At 66.9% G+C, this 16,907-nt stretch carries 15 protein-coding genes and 1 pseudogene; 6 read left to right on the top strand and 10 right to left on the bottom strand.

The features are described from left to right. Positions 1-21 precede the first annotated feature (21 nt). Together G6N30_RS19160 and G6N30_RS19155 are read right to left on the bottom strand one after the other, a co-directional pair. The gene (locus tag G6N30_RS19160) at positions 22-1,161 is read right to left on the bottom strand and encodes a cytochrome P450 (protein ID WP_134058069.1); all 1,140 of its coding nucleotides are present in this window, start codon (positions 1,159-1,161) and stop codon (positions 22-24) included. Positions 1,162-1,265: 104 nt separating this feature from the next. Then, positions 1,266-2,207, bottom strand: a complete 942-nt coding sequence (locus G6N30_RS19155; protein WP_134058067.1) for an IclR family transcriptional regulator — start codon at positions 2,205-2,207, stop codon at positions 1,266-1,268. 58 nt (positions 2,208-2,265) lie between these two features. Between G6N30_RS19155 and G6N30_RS19150 the strand changes: the two genes are divergently transcribed. From G6N30_RS19150 to G6N30_RS19135, 4 genes are read left to right on the top strand one after another with little or no spacing between them, the layout of a single operon-like run. Next, on the top strand, positions 2,266-3,519 hold the full coding sequence (locus tag G6N30_RS19150) for a sulfotransferase family protein (protein ID WP_134058065.1): 1,254 nt from the start codon (positions 2,266-2,268) through the stop codon (positions 3,517-3,519). Further along, positions 3,516-4,760, top strand: a complete 1,245-nt coding sequence (locus G6N30_RS19145; protein WP_134058063.1) for an MBL fold metallo-hydrolase — start codon at positions 3,516-3,518, stop codon at positions 4,758-4,760. Before G6N30_RS19150 ends, G6N30_RS19145 begins: the two co-directional genes overlap by 4 nt. Next, the gene (locus tag G6N30_RS19140; protein WP_134058061.1) at positions 4,757-5,506 is read left to right on the top strand and encodes an SDR family NAD(P)-dependent oxidoreductase; all 750 of its coding nucleotides are present in this window, start codon (positions 4,757-4,759) and stop codon (positions 5,504-5,506) included. The genes G6N30_RS19145 and G6N30_RS19140 overlap by 4 nt, the downstream gene beginning before the upstream one ends. Positions 5,507-5,538: 32 nt before the next feature. Continuing rightward, positions 5,539-6,549 (top strand): zinc-dependent alcohol dehydrogenase, encoded by a 1,011-nt coding sequence (locus G6N30_RS19135; protein ID WP_134058059.1) that lies wholly within the window; start codon positions 5,539-5,541, stop codon positions 6,547-6,549. A 64-nt stretch (positions 6,550-6,613) separates the two neighbouring features. On the opposite strand, the gene G6N30_RS19130 is transcribed toward G6N30_RS19135, so the two are convergent. From G6N30_RS19130 to G6N30_RS19115, 4 genes are all read right to left on the bottom strand, one after another. After that, positions 6,614-8,077: an FAD-dependent oxidoreductase gene (locus tag G6N30_RS19130; protein ID WP_134058057.1), complete on the bottom strand. Its 1,464-nt coding sequence runs from the start codon at positions 8,075-8,077 to the stop codon at positions 6,614-6,616. Next, positions 8,074-8,982, bottom strand: coding sequence for a biphenyl-2,3-diol 1,2-dioxygenase (gene bphC / locus G6N30_RS19125; protein WP_134058055.1), 909 nt, complete (start codon positions 8,980-8,982; stop codon positions 8,074-8,076). The genes G6N30_RS19130 and bphC overlap by 4 nt, the downstream gene beginning before the upstream one ends. A 10-nt stretch (positions 8,983-8,992) precedes the next feature. Further along, entirely contained in the window at positions 8,993-10,174 is a 1,182-nt protein-coding gene (locus G6N30_RS19120) for an acyl-CoA dehydrogenase family protein (RefSeq protein ID WP_134058053.1), read from the bottom strand. An 89-nt stretch (positions 10,175-10,263) separates the two neighbouring features. Next, positions 10,264-11,289, bottom strand: a complete 1,026-nt coding sequence (locus tag G6N30_RS19115) for a ferredoxin--NADP reductase (protein ID WP_134058051.1) — start codon at positions 11,287-11,289, stop codon at positions 10,264-10,266. A 91-nt stretch (positions 11,290-11,380) separates the two neighbouring features. Here G6N30_RS19115 and G6N30_RS19110 point away from each other — a divergent pair, with 91 nt between their 5' ends. After that, positions 11,381-13,003: a flavin-containing monooxygenase gene (locus G6N30_RS19110; protein ID WP_407664665.1), complete on the top strand. Its 1,623-nt coding sequence runs from the start codon at positions 11,381-11,383 to the stop codon at positions 13,001-13,003. 16 nt (positions 13,004-13,019) lie between these two features. Here the strand turns inward: G6N30_RS19110 and G6N30_RS19105 are convergent, their stop codons facing one another. Both G6N30_RS19105 and G6N30_RS19100 read right to left on the bottom strand, forming a co-directional pair. Further along, the gene (locus G6N30_RS19105) at positions 13,020-13,868 is read right to left on the bottom strand and encodes an alpha/beta fold hydrolase (RefSeq protein ID WP_134058047.1); all 849 of its coding nucleotides are present in this window, start codon (positions 13,866-13,868) and stop codon (positions 13,020-13,022) included. 39 nt (positions 13,869-13,907) lie between these two features. Beyond that, positions 13,908-14,513 (bottom strand): TetR/AcrR family transcriptional regulator, encoded by a 606-nt coding sequence (locus tag G6N30_RS19100; protein WP_134058045.1) that lies wholly within the window; start codon positions 14,511-14,513, stop codon positions 13,908-13,910. Positions 14,514-14,564: 51 nt separating this feature from the next. On the opposite strand from G6N30_RS19100, the gene G6N30_RS19095 reads away from it, so the two are divergent. Further along, positions 14,565-15,968, top strand: a complete 1,404-nt coding sequence (locus G6N30_RS19095; protein WP_134058043.1) for an MFS transporter — start codon at positions 14,565-14,567, stop codon at positions 15,966-15,968. Here the strand turns inward: G6N30_RS19095 and G6N30_RS19090 are convergent. Then, positions 15,950-16,042: pseudogene (locus tag G6N30_RS19090) on the bottom strand (DNA-binding response regulator); the annotation flags it as partial. The gene G6N30_RS19095 and the pseudogene G6N30_RS19090 sit on opposite strands and share 19 nt — an antisense overlap. Beyond that, a complete protein-coding gene (locus G6N30_RS19085; RefSeq protein WP_134058041.1) occupies positions 16,043-16,906 on the bottom strand; it encodes a potassium-transporting ATPase subunit C in 864 nt (287 codons plus the stop codon). Between the last annotated feature and the right edge of the window lies 1 nt (position 16,907).

Genomic DNA, 16,907 nt, shown 5'->3' with positions numbered 1-16,907 from the left:
AGCACGCGCTCGGCGACGGCGTCATCCCAGCCGCAGCGGAATGGACTCGAAGACGCGGGCCCAGCTGGACGTGACGCGTGTGGGCTCGTCTGCCAGCGCGCATTCGGGAAATCGTGTGAACCACTCCGCGAAGGCGAGGCGGGCCTCCAGTCGCGCCAACCCGGAGCCCATGCAGAAGTGTGCGCCGTGGCCGAACGAGGCGTGACGCTTCGCGCCTCGCCTGACATCGAATCGCTCCGGATCAGGGAACTCGCGTTCGTCGTGGTTGGCCGCGCCCCACACCAGCATCACCCGAGAGCCGGCCGGGATCGTGACGCCGTGGAGCTCGACGTCGCGGGTGGCGGTCCGAGGCAGCGCCTGGGTGGGCGCATCCATCCGGTTCGTCTCCTCGATCGCCGATGGCCACAGTGACGGGTCGCGGCGCACCAGGTCGAGCTGCTCAGGGTGGCGCAGGAGGAGGACGAGGCCGGAGCCGATCAAGCTGGCTGTCGTGTCGTTGCCGCCCAACACCAGCAGCAGGCAGAAGCCGAGCAGTTCTTCGTCGCGGAGCCGTTCACCGTCGATCTCGGCGTTGAGTAGTGCGGTCATCAGATCGTCTCGCGGGCTGCGACGGCGTTCCGCGAGCAATTCCGCGAACATCGCATAGATGTTCATGGCGGCTTCGAGGGCCCTGTCGGTGTTCAGGCCGATGAACGCCTCGGTCCAGGTGCGCATGGGGGCGAGGTACTGCTCGTCGAGGCCGATCATCCCGCCCACCGCGACGCTGGGAATGACCGCCGCATAGTCGTGCTGGAATTCGCAGACACCCTTGGTCGCGATGTCGTCGAGTAGCGCTTCGACGCACTTCCTGATCGTGTCCTCCATGGCGGTCACCCGGCGCGCGGTGAAGGCCCGGGATACCAGCTTGCGCAGCGCGCCGTGCCGCGGCGGATCGATGAAAATGAGCTGGGGCAGTAGATCGTTCGCCTCCGCCACACGGCTGGAGAACGTCTCGTGATCGGCCGCGGCGGCCCAGACATCGGCGAACCGGGTCAGCGCGTAGAACTCGCCGTTCGGGTCCTGGTATACAGGGTGGTCGTCGCGCATGGTGCGGTAGACATCCCACAGTTCGTTCTGGAACTCCGGCGTGAACGGGTTGTAGAGAAGTCGTGTCTCAGACATGCGTGGGACCTCCGTTGGTGCCCACACGAGTCGATGGGTGGCGCCGGTGGGCTACGCACCGGACAGTAGGGTCGCCGACCATCGGGGTAGCCGAAGATGTCCGCTCATCGGGACGCCGGGGTGACAGGGTTGGCGTCGGCAGGCAGAAGCTGTTGTGCAATCAGCGATTTGACATGCTCGCCGAACTCGATCACCTGATCGCCGATACGGCGAACGTGTTGCTGTGTGAGCTGCCGGTAGGGCTGCGCAGACACCGACATCACCACGTTGCCCTGACCGTCGAAGATCGGCGCGGAGATGGTCGCGATCCGACACTGCTCGATCTGCGCCATCTCGTCGGGCAGCACATCGACGATCGTCAGATCGGCAACGGCGCCGGCCAGTCGTGCTGCCACCGGGTCCGGCTCGTTGCCGTCTTCCAGCGCCAGCAGCGCGGTGTACACCTTGACGAGGGGCCCGCTGAGCCGCTCGATGCCATATCCGCGTCGCTGTATCTCCTTGAGTACCTCGGGCATACGTGCGCGATAGGCGTCGTTGACCGGACCTGCCGCGTCCAGCCACTCCCGGCGCGTTGCGGTCGGCGCCCACGCGACGAACTCACGTCCGAACGGTGCGATGAAGGGCAGCCGTTGCCCGGCCTGCACTTGGGCTCGCCCGGAGTTGGGCGCCGCCGATTCGATGACGGCGATGAAGCCGCCCTGGACCTCGGAGACACAGGCGGCCATCCCGACCGCTGAACAGAGTCGACGCAGGGGTTCACGCAGTACTCGCGACACCGGCGTGTTGACCGGCGTGCTCGGCAGGCCGGCGCCCAGGGTGTACCTCCCACTGAGCGGGTCGCGGACAGCCCAGTCGGCCGAACACAGCGTGCTCAGGATGGCGTATCCGGTGGATCGACTGATCCGCAGCTCACGGCATATTTCGGCGAGCGTCAGCGGTGACGTGGACGCCTGTGCGAGCAGTTCGACGACGGCGACGACGCGGCGAGTTGGAGGCGACGGGTCTTGACCGGTTTCGCGAGGCGGTCCTAGCTTGGAAGCGTTCACATATCAGACACTACAACGAATATTCGTCACCGCCTCACGGTGAGCGGGAGGAGCCCGAATGCCCGACAGTGCCCTGGTCATCGAGGATCTGACGTGCCCGGTTCTCACTGCGACGCAGCGAGAGATCCTGGAGCACACGGAGTCTCTGGCTGTGGACCTGACTCCGGAGGTACTCATCGGCAGGGCGATCGAGTACACAGGGCTGGACGATTTCGGGGCGGCTGACTTCAGGCCACGGCTCGACGCCTACGCACGAGCCGCCGATGCCGACAGCGGCAACACGAACCTCAACCGACTCATCCTGCAGAATCGGATCGTCCGGCTGCTGTCGCAACGGCTGCTGTTGACCGATCTGCTGCGCCGTTATCCCGAGATCCACGACATCGAGATCGAACGGCCCATCATCGTCGTCGGCCTTCCGCGCTCGGGGACCACCCATCTCGTGAATCTCATCGCCTCGGATGCACGCCGGCGCGCCCTGCCGTACTGGGAGAGCCAGGAGCCTTTCCCGCTGCGCGGCGAGGGAGCCGACGTCAACGGCGTCGACCCCAGGTTCACCCGAAGCGTCGCGGAACACCAGTCGGCGATGATGATGACCCCGCTGGTGCAGGCGATGCACGACAGATTCCCCCAGGCCATCGAGGAGGAGGTCGAGCTCCTCGATCTCGACTTCGCGAGCTACGTGCTGGAATGGCACGGCCGGGTTCCGCAGTGGCGGGACTTCTATCTCGGGTTGAACCAGGACGAGCACTACGGATACCTGCGCACGATCCTCAAGGCGCTGACCTTCCTGCGCGGACCGCGGCAGTGGGTGCTCAAATCGCCCCAACACTGTGAACAACTGGGGCCACTGATTCGCACCTTCCCCGACGCGACCGTGGCGTTCACCCACCGCGATCCGGTCGCCGTCATCCAATCTGCCGTCACCATGCTGGCGTACGGGGATCGCATCCGTCGCACTGAAATCGACCCATACGGCCTGGTGGACTATTGGGTGGACCGGATCGAACGGCTGCTGCAGGCGTGTGTGCGCGACCGGGAGTTGGTCGCGGCCGAGCGCAGCCTGGACATCTCCTTCCACCAACTCAACGGGAACGAACTGTCGATCCTGGAGAGGCTGTACGCCGCCAACGGGACGGAGTTCTCCGCGGAGGCGCAGACGGCGTTCCGCGCTTACCTCGATGACAACCCACGGGGTAAGCACGGCCGGCTGCAGTACGAGCTGAAAGGCCACTTCGGACGGTCTCCGGACGAGATTCGTTCGCGCTTCGGCTTCTACTTCGACCGCTTCGACATTCGCGAGGAAGCATGACCGACTACGAACCCGTCTATCTGAGCCGTCCTGGCGGCGACGACATCCTCGGCGCGGGCGCGCCGGCCGAGGAGGTCAGCCCTGGAATTTGGCTCTCCCCAGGGCTGTCCAACTCGTACCTGCTGACCACCGGCGAGGGCCGGATCGTGCTGAACACGGGGATGGGCTTCGAGGGTCCGGTGCATCGGGCGAACTACGACGCCATCGACACCGCACCGATCCGCTACGTCATCCTCACGCAGGGACACGTCGACCACGTCGGCGGCATCGACTCGGTGGCCGATCCCGACAGCGACATCGTGGCCCAAGCGAACTGGGAGACGTGGCGGCGGGACAACGATGTGCTGGCGGCTTTCCGCGCGCAGAACTCCTCCTTCGCGTGGGTCGACAAAGTGATGGACACGATCACGCGCACCGCGCAACGATTCGGTCCCCCGCCGCCCCAGAGCGTGCCGGAGCCGACGATCGTTTTCGAAGAAGAGCTCACCCTCGAACTGGGTGGCCGCCGATTGGAGCTGTACGCGACACCGGGCGGTGAGACCACCGACAGCCTGGTGGTGTGGCTACCTGACGAGGGTGTCTGTCTGTGCGGCAACGTGTTCGGAGCGCTCTTCGGACACATCCCCAATCTGGTCACCATGCGCGGTGACCGCTACCGGGACGCGCTGACGGTGGCGGAATCGATCGACCGGGTCCGCGCGCTGGGCGCGGAGACGTTGCTCACCGGCCATTTCGGCCCGATCGTCGGGAAAGACCGGATCGAATGGGAGCTGACTCGGCTACGCGACGCCGTCACCTACATCCACGACAAAACCGTCGAAGGGATGAACGCCGGCAAGGACGTTCACACCCTGATGCGCGAAGTCGTGCTGCCGCCCGAACTCCAAGTCGGAGAAGGCTACGGCATGGTGCGGTGGAACATCCGGGCGATCTGGGAGACCTACGCGGGCTGGTTCCATCATCGTTCCACGACCGAACTCTATGCCGACAGCCCGGACCGCGCCGATGCCGACCTACTCGAACTGGCCGGTGTGGCACCGGTTCTCGAACGGGCTCGGACCCTGCTGGCAGCCGGCGACACCGTGCGGGCGATTCGGCTGGCCGAGATCGTGTACCGGGTCCATCCCGGAGACAACGCTGCCCGGCAGGTATTGATCGCGGCGCACGAGGCACTGCTGCAGGGCAGCACGAATTTCTGGGAAGCGGCCTGGCTGCGCAAAGAGATCAAGGGACTGTCATGATCAACCGGGTTCTGTTCGACTTCACCGGCGCGACCGCACTGATCACCGGCGGCACGAGCGGCATCGGACACGCGACGGCATCGCTGCTGCGCGACAGCGGTGCACATGTCACGATCACCGGGACCAAGGCGGCACCCGAAGACTACGACGCCGACTTGTCAGGGATGGACTATCGCCAGTTGGCGCTCACTGACCCGGGCAGCGTTGTGACATTGGCTGATTCGTTCACCGAGTTGGACATCCTCATCAACAACGCCGGGGCCAACTTCCCTGGCGGCCTCGACGAAGCGACCGCGGACGGATTCGCCGCATCGGTGGAACTCAACCTGCTGGCGCCCTTCCGGTTGACCGAACGCCTGCACGGTGCGCTCAAGGCGTCGAAAGCCATTGGCGGCGCGAGCGTCGTGATGCTCGGGTCGATGGCTGCGATACGCGCCGTACCGGTGGTGCCCGGGTACGGGTCCGGGAAGGCAGGCGTACTGGCGTTGACTCGGAACCTCGCGGCGCGATGGGCCGCGGACGGTATCCGGGTCAACGCCGTCGTCCCCGGAGTCGTGGCCACCCGGATGACCGCACCGATGGACCTCGTCCCCGATATCAAGAAGGACCAGGAGGACCACATCCTTCTCCGCCGGTTCGCCGAACCGGACGAGATCGCGAGTCCGATCCTGTACATGTGCAGCGGCAATGCGTCCTACAGCACCGGATCTGCGCTGATCGTCGACGGCGGCTACAGCGTGTTCTGAGCTCGACAACATCGACGAGAAGGGAACTCCCAGTGAGAGCAGCCATCATCACCGCTCCCGAGAAGACCGAGGTCCTCGAGGTGCCGACGCCCACCGTCGGGGCTCGAGACGTCCTGGTGCGTATTCGGGCTTGCGGCATCTGCGGATCCGACAGCCTGTACATCTCCATCGGCGGTCTACCGCCGCGGCAAGGGCATATGCCGATCGGTCACGAGCCGGCCGGTGAGGTCGTCGACGTCGGTGGCGAGGTGAGCGGTGTCGCCGTCGGTGACCGGGTCGTGGTCAATCCGATGGCGTTGGCCGACGACATCATCGGCAACGGCGGGTCCACCGGCGCGCTGGCCGACTACCTGCTCATCAAGGATGCCGTGCGCGGTGTGAGCCTCGAGGTCGTGCCCGACCACATCCCGTACGAGGTCGCGGCGCTCAACGAACCCATGGCGGTCGCACGTCACGCGGTGAACCAGGTGGCGCCCCGGCAGAGTGACCAAGTGGTGGTCTTCGGTGCGGGGCCGATCGGCCTCGGCATCACCATCGCTCTGAAATCCCTTGGCGTCCGGCATGTGATCGTGGCCGACATCCTGCCGGAGCGGCTGGACAAGGCGCTGAAGGTCGGTGCGGACGCCGTCATCAACTCTCACGACGAGGACCTGACCGCGCGGTTGATCGAACTCCACGGGCCCGGTGATTCGATGTGGCCTGACAGGGCAGGCACCGACATCTTCCTGGATGCGGCCGGGGTGCCGGCCGTGATCGACGCGGCCTTCGGCGCTGCCAAACGCGGCGCCAAGCTCGGCGTCGTCGCCGTCCACAAGGAGCCCATCAGCATCGACTTCATGAACGTCATGAGCAATGAACTGACGATCGTCGGATCGATGGGATATCCGACCGAGATCTTCGAGGTCACCAAGGACATCGTCGAGAACTGGGAGAAGTACAACGTGATCATCAGTCACACGTTTGCTTTCGACGAGCTCGCGGAGGCATTGCAGTGCGTCGCCACGCCCGGCGCGGCCGACAAGGTCGTGATCACCTTCGAGTAAGCGGGCGATTTGTGCACGAAAACGCGCGCCCACCGCGCGAAATCGTGCACAAATCGCAGGCGTGTCAGGCCTTGGCGGCTGACCGACCTGCCCTGCGGCCGTAGAAGCTGCCGTCGCCGAGGGAGACGCCGCTGGCGTAACCCCAGGCCGCCAGCCCGGCCGTCGAACGCCCGGCCGCGAACAGGCCGGGGATCGGCTCTCCGCTGACGTGCAGCACCGCCCCGTCGAGCGAGGTCTGCAGACCGCCGAGCGTGAATCCGCCGGTGCTCTCCCGCAGATCGATCGCTCCGACCGGGGAACCGACCGGACGCAACCACTGCGGCTTCTTGTGCAGCAGCGGATCCTCACCGCGCGCCGCCCCCTCGTTATAGGCGGCGATGGTGGCCTGCAGGGACCCGGGCGCCAATCCGATCTCGGCTTCCAGTTCGGCAACGGTCTCGCACACCCACGTCGGCGGCCGCAGCATCAGCTGGGGCGACAGTGAGGCCATCGCCTCGTCCTGCGCGTCGCCGTCGATGATCAGGTATGCGGTGTTGTTCTGGTGATACAGCGTCAGCTGGCCCACCCGGCCCGGGTAGGTGTCCTCGGCGACGAAGCGCTGGCCGCGCTCGTTGACCAGGACACCGCGCACCAACTGCTGCGGATCGATGAAGATCGCGACCTCGGTGGCGTCCATGTGCGCCAGATCGGCTCCGAGTGCCTGGGCCATCCGGATGGCCTGGCCGTCGTGTTGTTCGATCGAGGCCGCGGGACGGCCGGCTATCCGCGGGGCGTACTGCGCCACCATCGCGTCGTTGTAGGCGAAGCTGCCGGTGGCCAGTACCACTCCGCGGCGCGCGCGGATCGCGACGTCGGCGCCGTACTGCCGCGCGCAGATACCCACGACCCGTCCGTCGGATTCCACTACGAGGCGCTGCACCCGAACGTCGTAGAGCGCCCGCGCCCCGGCGGCCGTTGCCCTTTCGACGAGCGGCTTCATCAGCATGTAGCCGGCGCTGGACTCGCCCTGCTTCTTGTCCGACATCTGCGGCACGTGACCGCGCGGCGCCGGCGTGGCGATCGTGTTGAACGGATACGAATTCTCGCCGCCGCTGTACATCAGCCCCTGGTCGCCCATCGGCTCCCAGCCCGGCTCACCGAAGAATTCGGCCTTGAACGGCACGCCGCATTCGACGAGCCAGTCGAAGTGAGCGACGCTGCCCTCGCAATAGTCGGCGATGCGGTTGGTGTCGGCGCCGGGGCCCATGGCCACGTTGAGGAATGTGGCCATGTTGTCGACGGAATCGTCGAATCCACACGCCTTCTGCAGCGCCGTACCGCCGCCGAGGTAGATGAACCCGCCGGCCATGCTCGCGGCCCCGCCCCACGATCCGGTGCGTTCGAGCACCAGCACGTCGGCGCCGGCATGTGCGGCCTCGACCGCCGCGGCCGCACCGGCGATGCCGTATCCCGCGATCACCACGTCGGCCTCGTGGTCCCAGGAGGTGATCGACGAAGCGGGGACTGGGCGGACGTCGCCGGCCGTCATGGTCTCATCGCGGCGGGGAGGTCGCCCACCCACTGGTGGCCCCAGTAGCTGTCGGCGGTGATTTCCTCTGCTGTGTAATAGGTTTCGTCGACCCGCATGCCCTCGGTGCCGAACTCGATGTCCCAGTCGCCGGGCGCCCGGACGTAGAACGACACCATCTTGTCGTTGGTGTGCCGGCCCAGTGTCGACGACAACTGATAGCCGTCGGCGGCGATGCGGTCCAGCGCCTGCCCCACTGTGTCGAGGCTGTCCACCTCGACCATCATGTGCACCAGGCCTGGGTCGCGCACGGTCTGCGCCGGACAGATCGCCAGGCTGTGGTGGCGCTCGTTGATGCCGAGGAACCGCACCCGCACGGGCCCGAACTCCGGCGGCACCGGCACCCGGAACGCGCCGCGCGACCGAAAACCCAAGACTTCGGTGTAGAACTCGAACACCCCGTTGACATCCAGTGCTGGCAGCACCACATGGCCCAGCCCCTGTGCGCCAGTGACGAAGCGGGCCCCGAACGGCGTCACGACGGGGCTGTGGTCGAGCACCGCACCGTGGAACACCTCGAGTGCGGTGCCCGCGGGATCTTCGAACGCGATGACCTCCTCGACCCGGCGGGCGTCGGCCTCCTCCAGCGACAGTTCTTTGAACGGGACGCCTGCCGCGTCCAGGTCACGCTTGAGTTGTTCGAGCGCGGCGTGGTCGCGGACCTCCCAGCCCACGGTGACGATCCGATCGGCGTCACCGGGCTTGACGATGATGCGGGCCGCCCGTTCGTCCATCCGCAGATACAGGCACGTGTCGTCGGGGCCGCTGCCCTCGGCGAAGCCCAGGACCTTGAAGGCGAAGTGGCGCCACCGGTCGATGTCGGCGGTCTGGACGGTGACGTAGCCCAGGCTCTTCAACGTTGTCATCTGTTCTCCCTCAGATCATCGCCCGCAGCGCACCCTGAGGATCGACCCCCAGCGAGCTCAATGCGGACGCGTGGTAGATGGTGCCGGGTGTGTGGATCGCATGGGCGACGCCGGCGTGCGCGTCACGCCAATACCGTTGCAGCGGTTTGTCCATACGCAGGGCGTTGCCACCTGACCGGGCGAAGATCTGGTCGACGGCGGCCACGGCCCGCCACACCGCCTTGATCTGGTCGCGGCGTACTGCGGCGCGGTCGGCGAAGGTCACCTCCACACCGGCGTCGACCATGTCGTAGACGCGGTCGACGTTGGCCAGCAGCGCCTGGCGCGACGCCTGAATGTCGGCGGCGGCCTCACCGATCGCGTACATCACGTACGGATCGTCCTTGACGGCGACGCCACTGGCGTTGACCCGTTCGCGTTGATAGTCCAGGTGTGCGGCCAGTGCCCCCTCACAGATCCCGATGGTCGCGGAGCTGATCCCGAGCGGGAACATCGTCGACCACGGCATCTTGTACAGCGTCTTGGTCATCCCCGCCTCGAGCTGCGCGGAGCCGTCCATCACCTTCAGGCCGTCCATGGTGCGGTAGGCCGGGACGAACGCATCACGGACGATGACGTCCTTCGACCCGGTGCCGCGCAATCCGACGACGTCCCACGAATCGTGGACGATCTCGTAGTCGCTGCGGGGCAGGATCATGTGCAGGATCTGCGGCGGCATCACCGGCCTGCCGTCGGCGTCGCCGACCATCGCGCCCAGGATGATCCAGTCGCAGGCGTCGGTGCCGGAGCTGAACTGCCACCGCCCGTTGAACAGGTAGCCGCCGTCGACGGGTTTGGCCACGCCCTGCGGAGCGTACGGCGACGCGATCCAGGTGTCGACGTCGTCGGCCCAGATCTCCGCGGCCACCCGCGGATCGGCGTACGCCAGCTGGTACGGGTGCACGCCCACCACGCCGTTGACCCACCCCGCCGCCGGATCCAGCGCCGCGGTGGCCATCACGGTCTCGGCGAACTCCCGCGGATGCACCTCGTAGCCGTTGTACTCGGCGGGCTGCAACAGGCGGATGTTGCCGACCGCCTTCATGCTCTTGACGGTGGTGTCCGAGAGCTTGCCGATCTTCTCGGCCTCGACGGCCTGCTCGCGGAACTGGTCGGCCAGTTCCATCACCCGGTCGATTACCCGCTCGGTCATGAGGCGTCCTTTTCTCGTGAGGCTGTCATCGATGGTCTACCGGTATCGTGCGCCGCTCGTGGTCGAATCCCGTTCAATGGAAGTGCCGGTCAGAATTCGATGCGGACCTCGTCGGACGCCGGACGCGCCTGGCAGCCGAGGATCGTGCCTGCCTCGATGTCCTCGGGCTCGAGTATTTCGGTGTCGGGCATGTCGACCTGTCCGCTGACCAGGGTGGCCGCGCAGGATCCGCACTGCCCCTCGCGGCACGAGTACGGCACGTCGAGGCCCGCGGTGAGCATCACGTCGACGAGCGTGGCGCGGCGGGGCCACCGGAGGTGGTGCCGGCTGCCGTCCAACTCCACTTCCAGTTCGGCGTCGTCGTCGGCTCCGGTCTCGACCGGCGCGACCTCGGCGAACGGGTCACCGGTGAGCGATTGGAAGACCTCCGTGTGCACGGCGTCGCGGGGCACGCCCGCGTCGGCCAGCGCCGCCTGAACGGCCGCCATGAACGGCGCCGGGCCGCAGAGGTAGGCCTCCCCGCCTGCGAACCGCCGGGCCAGCGCCGCGAGGTGGTCCTGGCGGGGTAGTCCCTGGACCGATTCGAGCCAGTGCACCACCGTCAGCCGGCCCGGGTGCTTGGCGGCCAGATCGCGCAGTTCGGCGGCGAAGATCACCGACCGCTCGTCGCGGTTGGCGTAGACGAGCGTGATCTGTCCGTGGCCGACCGCCAGCGCCGACTTCAGGATGGACATCACCGGGGTGATGCCGCTTCCCCCGGCCCACAACACGAGGTCGCGGTCGAGGTTCTCGGGGGTGAACATCCCCGACGGCGGCAGCGATTCGATCATCTGACCGACAGTCACGTTGTCGCACAACCAATTCGACCCGTACCCACCGTCGACCCGTTTGATCGTCACCTTGGGCGCTTCGTCGGTGTGCGGGGAGCTGGCCAGGGAATAGCAGCGGGCCACCGCGCCGCCCTGCCCGCCGGGCACCCGCAACGTCAGGAATTGACCGGGCCGGTAGTCGAAACCGGCGCCGTCGGCCACCGCGAACACCAGTGAGCGCGCGTCGTGGCTCTCCTCGATGACGTCGGTCACGGTGAGTCGCACGGAATCCACGTCGGCGATCATGGGGGCCCACCGTGCGCATCCGGAATGCGACGTCCGTTGACCGGGACGGACCCCTCCGCGCACCGGCAGGCCGGGCCTAGCTTTGATCGTCGTGGACACCTCGGCTGATCAGTTGCCCAACCAGGTCGACGCGGTGGTCGTCGGCGCCGGCTTCGCGGGGCTCTACGCACTGCACAAGCTGCGCTCGCAGGGGCTGACCGTCCGGGTGTTCGAGTCTGCTCCCGACGTCGGCGGCACGTGGTATTACAACCGCTACCCGGGCGCCCGCTGTGACGTCGAGAGCGTCGACTACTGCTACTCGTTTTCCGATGAGCTGCAGCAGGAGTGGACCTGGAGCGAGAAGTACGCCACGCAGGCGGAGATCCTTCGTTACATCAATTGGGTGGCCGACAAGCTCGACCTGAGGTCCGGTATCACGTTCAACACCAACGTCACCTCTGCGGTTCTCGACGAGGACGCGCTGCGTTGGACGGTGACCACCGATACCGGCACGGTGCTGTCCGCCCGGTTCTGCATCATGGCGGCCGGGCCGCTCTCGGCGGCGCTCACCCCGCAGTTTCCCGGGCTCGACACGTTTGCGGGCGACGTCTACCACACCGCGGACTGGCCGCACGAGGACGTCGACTTCACCGGCAAGCGGGTCGCCGTCATTGGCACCGGGTCGTCTAGCATCCAGTCGATCCCGATCATCGCCGAACAGGCCGCGCGGCTCTACGTGTTCCAGCGGACGCCGAATTATAGTGTGCCGGCGGGCAACCGGCCCCTCACCGCAGAGGATGTCGCCACGGTCAAGGCCAACTACGACGAGCGGCGGCGACTGTCGTGGCGCAGCGGCGGTGGTTCACCGCACATCGCGCACCCGAAGCTGACAATGGAGGTCTCCCCCGAGGAGCGCAAGGCGGCCTTCGAGAGGCGCTGGGAGCTCGGTGGTGTGCTGTTCTCGAAGACCTTCCGTGACCAGATGATCGACCCGCAGGCCAACGAAGAGGCCCGCAAGTTCTACGAGGAGAAGATCCGCGCCGTCATCGACGACCCCGAGGTGGCCGATCTGCTCATCCCGAACGACCACCCGATCGGCACCAAGCGAATCTGCACCGACACCAACTACTTCCAGACCTTCAACCGGCCCAACGTCGAGTTGGTCAGCGTCCGCAAGACCCCCATCGAATCCGTCGACTCGGCCGGGATCAACACTTCCGCTGCGCATTACGACGTCGACGTCATCGTGCTGGCAACGGGTTTCGATGCGATGACCGGGGCACTGGCCAAGATGGACATCACCGGACGTAACGGTGAGAAACTGGCCGACGACTGGCGGGACGGACCGAGGACCTACCTGGGGCTGGGCGTGGACGGCTTCCCCAACATGTTCATCGTCTCCGGACCCGGCGCACCGGCGGTGCTGGCCAACATGGTGCTGCACGCAGAGGCCCACGTGAACTGGATATCGGACTGCATCGACTATCTGGACAGCCACGACTACGCGGCTATCGAAGCCACCCCGCAGGCGGTGGACGACTGGGGTGCCGAACTCTCGCGACGGGCCGAGGCGACGTTGTTCACACAGGCGAACTCTTGGTACATGGGCGCCAACGTGCCCGGTAAGCCGCGCGTGTTCATGCTCTTCATCGGCGGCTTCGGGGTCTACCTCGACATCTGCGCCGAAGTCGCCGAGGCCGGCTACAAGGGCTTCGCGCTCCTCAAGGCTCCGTGACACCGCGCGGTAACACTCACTCTCGCAACAGGAACGACAGCACCGCGGCCTCGAATGCCGCCTTGGCCTCGATCATGGCCCAGTGCCCGCAGTTCGGGAACACGTGCAGTTCCGCGTTGGGGATCGTGCGCATCGGGATCAATGCCATGTCCAACGGGCTGACCCGGTCGTCGCGCCCCCAGGTGAGCAACGTCGGGGCGGCGACCTTGTGCATCTGCGCCCACGGCAGCGGGGCGTCCGACGAGCGCATGAACGCCATCATCTGAGCGAACGCCGCCTTGCCGTACATGCGGCGAGCGGCGGCCAGCGTTTCCGGATCGGTCGCCAGTTCCCAGCGCTCCTCGATCAGCTGCTCCGTCACCAACTCCTGGTCGTAGACCATCGACCGCAGCCAGTCGACCAACCGCTGCCGCGTCGGATCCTCGGTGAACTCCTGCAACAGCCGGATGCCCTCGCTGGGCCCCGGGCTGAACACGTTCGTACCGATGCCGCCGATGGTCACCAATCGCCGAAGCCGGCCCGGGTGGTGGATGGCGAAGTTGATGCCGACACCACCACCCATGGAGTTGCCGACGATGTCCACGCGATCGACCCCGAGGCCGTCGAGGAACGGCGCCACCGCGGCCTGCGCGTCGATCATCGGATGTCCACCCGCGTCGTCGCTCACCCCGAACCCCGGGAATTCCAGGACGAGGCAACGGAAATGAGCACTGAACGCGGGAAGGATGCCGCGGAAGTTCCGCCATCCGGTGACGCCGGGGCCCGACCCGTGCAGGAACAGCACCGTCGGTCCCTCACCGGTGTCGTAGTAGCGCATCGTCCCCGACGGCGTCGGCAGTTCCTGCAGTTCCATCTTGTCGGTCATGTAGGGCTCCTCAGTTCGCTTCGGGGGTTTTCGCGGCGCTCAGACTGCCGCACTGTGGGCTGTCGCGAGGCCGGCTTCGGCATCGTGTCGGGCGATCACCTCGATGGTCTTCTGCAACCGCATACGGGAATCGTCTGCTGTGGCGCGGTTTTGGACCACCGCCAACATGGCCGATGCCCAGATGTCGGCGACGAGGTCACCGATCTGCCGCTGCCGAGTCGTCGGCTGTTCGCGCCCCATCGCCGACGCCAGCATGTGACTCAGCAGGGCGCGCACCAGACCCGCGTTCGTGGCCGCGACACTGTCCGCGCACAGGTAGGCGCGCGTGACGGCGTCCGCGAGTAGCGGTTGCGCCCACAACCGCCGGGTCAGGAGATCGGAGAGGTGCACCAGCCGGTCATACGGCGCCCCGATCCGATGCAGCTGCGCCCGAGCGTCCGCCTGACACAACGACAGCCACCGGTGCAGCGACGCCACCAGCAGGTCGTCCTTCGAGGCGAAATACTGGTACACGGTGCTCGGCGCCACGCCGGCCAGATCGGCCACGGTCCGGATGTGCACCGCGTCGTAGCCGTCCGCCGCCAGGTGCAGGGCAGCCGCGACGACCCGTTCCCGACGGCTCACGTTGGCCACCGCGCTGTCCATCGCTTGCAGGTTAGAGCCGTTCGACAACCGCACACAGCACTTTCTCGATGAATGGGATTCCACCCCGTCGGTGAAGCGGCGGACGCCAGGATTGGGGTGACCCGCGACCAAACGAAGGGCCAACGCATGGACGACACGTCGAGGTCGGATCCGGCGCTGCTGCGCCGGGTCGCCATCTCGAGCCTGCTCGGCACGGCCATCGAGTACTACGACTTCCTCGTGTACGGAACGATGAGCGCGCTCGTCTTCGGAACCATCTTCTTCCCCGATTCCGACCCCGCTGTGGCCACGATCGCGGCCTTCGGCACGCTCGCCGCGGGGTACGTCGCCCGCCCGGTCGGCGGAATCCTGTTCGGACACTTCGGTGATCGCATCGGCCGCAAGTCGATGCTGGTGCTGACCATGACCCTGATGGGGGTGGCGAGCTTCCTCGTCGGGGTGCTGCCGACGTTCGCCGCGGTAGGTGTCGCGGCCCCGATCATGTTGGTGTCGTTGCGCGTGATCCAGGGTGTGGCGATCGGCGGCGAATGGGGCGGGGCGACGCTCATGGTCACCGAATATGCCGAACCGCACCGCCGCGGCGCGTGGAACGGCGTGATGCAGATGGGTTCGCCGATCGGCTCACTGCTGTCGGTGGCCGTCGTCACCGCGATCACCCTCATGCCGGACGAAACATTCATGTCCTGGGGTTGGCGGGTGCCGTTCCTGGTCAGCCTGCTGCTGCTCGCGCTGGGGATCTATGTGCGGCTGTCCATCACGGAGAGTCCCGTGTTCGAAGAGGCGAAACGGGCCGGCGCCCGCCCGGAAGGCCCTCCGCTCGTCGAGGTGCTGCGAAGCCCGGGAAACCTGGTCCTCGCCTGCGCGGTCGGGATCGGCCCTTTCGCGCTCACGGCGCTGATCAGCACCTACATGATCAGCTACGCCACCGGGATCGGATACCACCGCACCGACGTGATGACCGCGCTGATCTTCACGTCGACGACGGCGCTGGTCACCATTCCGCTGTTCTCAGCGCTGTCGGACCGGGTCGGGCGACGGGCGGTGATCGTCGCAGGCGCGATCGGCATCGTCTGCTACGCATGGCCGTTCTACGCGCTGATCGATGTCGGCTCGGTACCGCTGCTCACCGCGGCGATGGTGATCGCGCAGGTGCTGCAGTCGCTGATGTACGCCCCGCTGGGCGCGCTGTTCTCGGAGATGTTCGGCACGCGGGTGCGCTACACCGGCGCCTCGATGGGCTACCAGTTCGCCGCCCTGCTCGGCGCCGGCTTCACCCCGCTGATCGCCAGCAGCCTGATGGCGGACGGGATCTCGCGGACACCGTTGGTGGCGCTGGCCGCGGGCTGCGGTGTGGTGAGCCTTGTGGCGATCTGGCGGGTCAGCGAGACGCGCGGCACCGACCTCACCGAGGGCGGCGTGCCACCCCGCGGGTCTGTTCACGGACGGAATCGGTAGCCCATCACCGCCTCGGTCAACAGATGGACGGGGTGGGCGGGGTCGTCCTCGAGCTTGCGACGCAGTTGGCCCAGTCACTCGAGGCCGTCGAGCGCCACGTTCAGTTCGAGGACGTTGACCCGCGGTTCGCCGAGGAAGCCGAGTGTGCGTCCCTGGGTGTGGGCGGCAACGAGGGTCCGGACCTGCTCAGGGCTGATGCCCCGTGCCGCCGCGACCCGGTCGACCTGCAGGTCGGCGTAGGCCGGCGAGATGTGCGGGTCCAGACCGCTACCGCTCGCGGTGACCGCGTCGGCGGGCACCTCCGGGCGGGCGGAGGCGCTGCCGCGGATCGGCACGATCTGCCCGAGGCGGTAATCCTCTCCCGCGGCAGCGCATTGGACACGCACGCCCTCGTAGTCGTCGAGGAACGGGCGGTCCGTGATCTCACACGGCTCGTTGACGCTGACGACCGTGGTCGGGTTGGTGACGTTGCCGTCAGCGCCACGCGGTCCGATGACCGACAGCACGGCCCCGACCCCGCCGCCGGTGCAGAACGGGCGCGCGCCATCGACGCCGTCGAGCTCGCCGATGGCCTTGCTGCGTTCACACACCTGGGTGAGCAGACTCGTCCGGTCGGGGGTGTCGATGATGTCCTCGGGCCCGAGATTGCCGGCGCTGGTGGCCATCGGATCGTAGCCGTCGCCTGCGGCCGACGGCCGGCCCTGGAAGTACTGTGGCAGCGGATTTCCGTCGGCGTCGGTGTAGAGCTGGCCGATCAGGCTGCTCCCCACGGCTTTTCCGTCGACTTCGATGATCGAGCCGTTGGCGTTGTCACGCAGGCCCGGCAGTTGAGCGACCAGCCAGATGAGCGCGGGGTAGGCCAGGCCCAGCAGCACGGTGAGCACGAGCAGCGCCCGCAGCGCCGCGGTGTGTTGACGGACGATCGTGGAGAACGACATG

This window comes from Mycolicibacterium litorale (assembly GCF_010731695.1).
In the GTDB taxonomy this organism is placed as follows: domain Bacteria; phylum Actinomycetota; class Actinomycetes; order Mycobacteriales; family Mycobacteriaceae; genus Mycobacterium; species Mycobacterium litorale.
This window is presented reverse-complemented; position numbering and strand designations above follow the sequence as displayed.

What these genes read in the sequence shown, in the direction of transcription:
- G6N30_RS19100 (WP_134058045.1), bottom strand. Translation starts at nt 14,513, where the DNA reads ATGGACAGCGCGGTGGCCAACGTGAGCCGTCGGGAACGGGTCGTCGCG.
- G6N30_RS19085 (WP_134058041.1), bottom strand. Translation starts at nt 16,906, where the DNA reads ATGTCGTTCTCCACGATCGTCCGTCAACACACCGCGGCGCTGCGGGCG.
- G6N30_RS19140 (WP_134058061.1), top strand. Translation starts at nt 4,757, where the DNA reads ATGATCAACCGGGTTCTGTTCGACTTCACCGGCGCGACCGCACTGATC.
- G6N30_RS19160 (WP_134058069.1), bottom strand. Translation starts at nt 1,161, where the DNA reads ATGTCTGAGACACGACTTCTCTACAACCCGTTCACGCCGGAGTTCCAG.
- G6N30_RS19130 (WP_134058057.1), bottom strand. Translation starts at nt 8,077, where the DNA reads ATGACGGCCGGCGACGTCCGCCCAGTCCCCGCTTCGTCGATCACCTCC.
- bphC (WP_134058055.1), bottom strand. Translation starts at nt 8,982, where the DNA reads ATGACAACGTTGAAGAGCCTGGGCTACGTCACCGTCCAGACCGCCGAC.
- G6N30_RS19105 (WP_134058047.1), bottom strand. Translation starts at nt 13,868, where the DNA reads ATGACCGACAAGATGGAACTGCAGGAACTGCCGACGCCGTCGGGGACG.
- G6N30_RS19115 (WP_134058051.1), bottom strand. Translation starts at nt 11,289, where the DNA reads ATGATCGCCGACGTGGATTCCGTGCGACTCACCGTGACCGACGTCATC.
- G6N30_RS19120 (WP_134058053.1), bottom strand. Translation starts at nt 10,174, where the DNA reads ATGACCGAGCGGGTAATCGACCGGGTGATGGAACTGGCCGACCAGTTC.
- G6N30_RS19150 (WP_134058065.1), top strand. Translation starts at nt 2,266, where the DNA reads ATGCCCGACAGTGCCCTGGTCATCGAGGATCTGACGTGCCCGGTTCTC.
- G6N30_RS19095 (WP_134058043.1), top strand. Translation starts at nt 14,565, where the DNA reads ATGGGATTCCACCCCGTCGGTGAAGCGGCGGACGCCAGGATTGGGGTG.
- G6N30_RS19145 (WP_134058063.1), top strand. Translation starts at nt 3,516, where the DNA reads ATGACCGACTACGAACCCGTCTATCTGAGCCGTCCTGGCGGCGACGAC.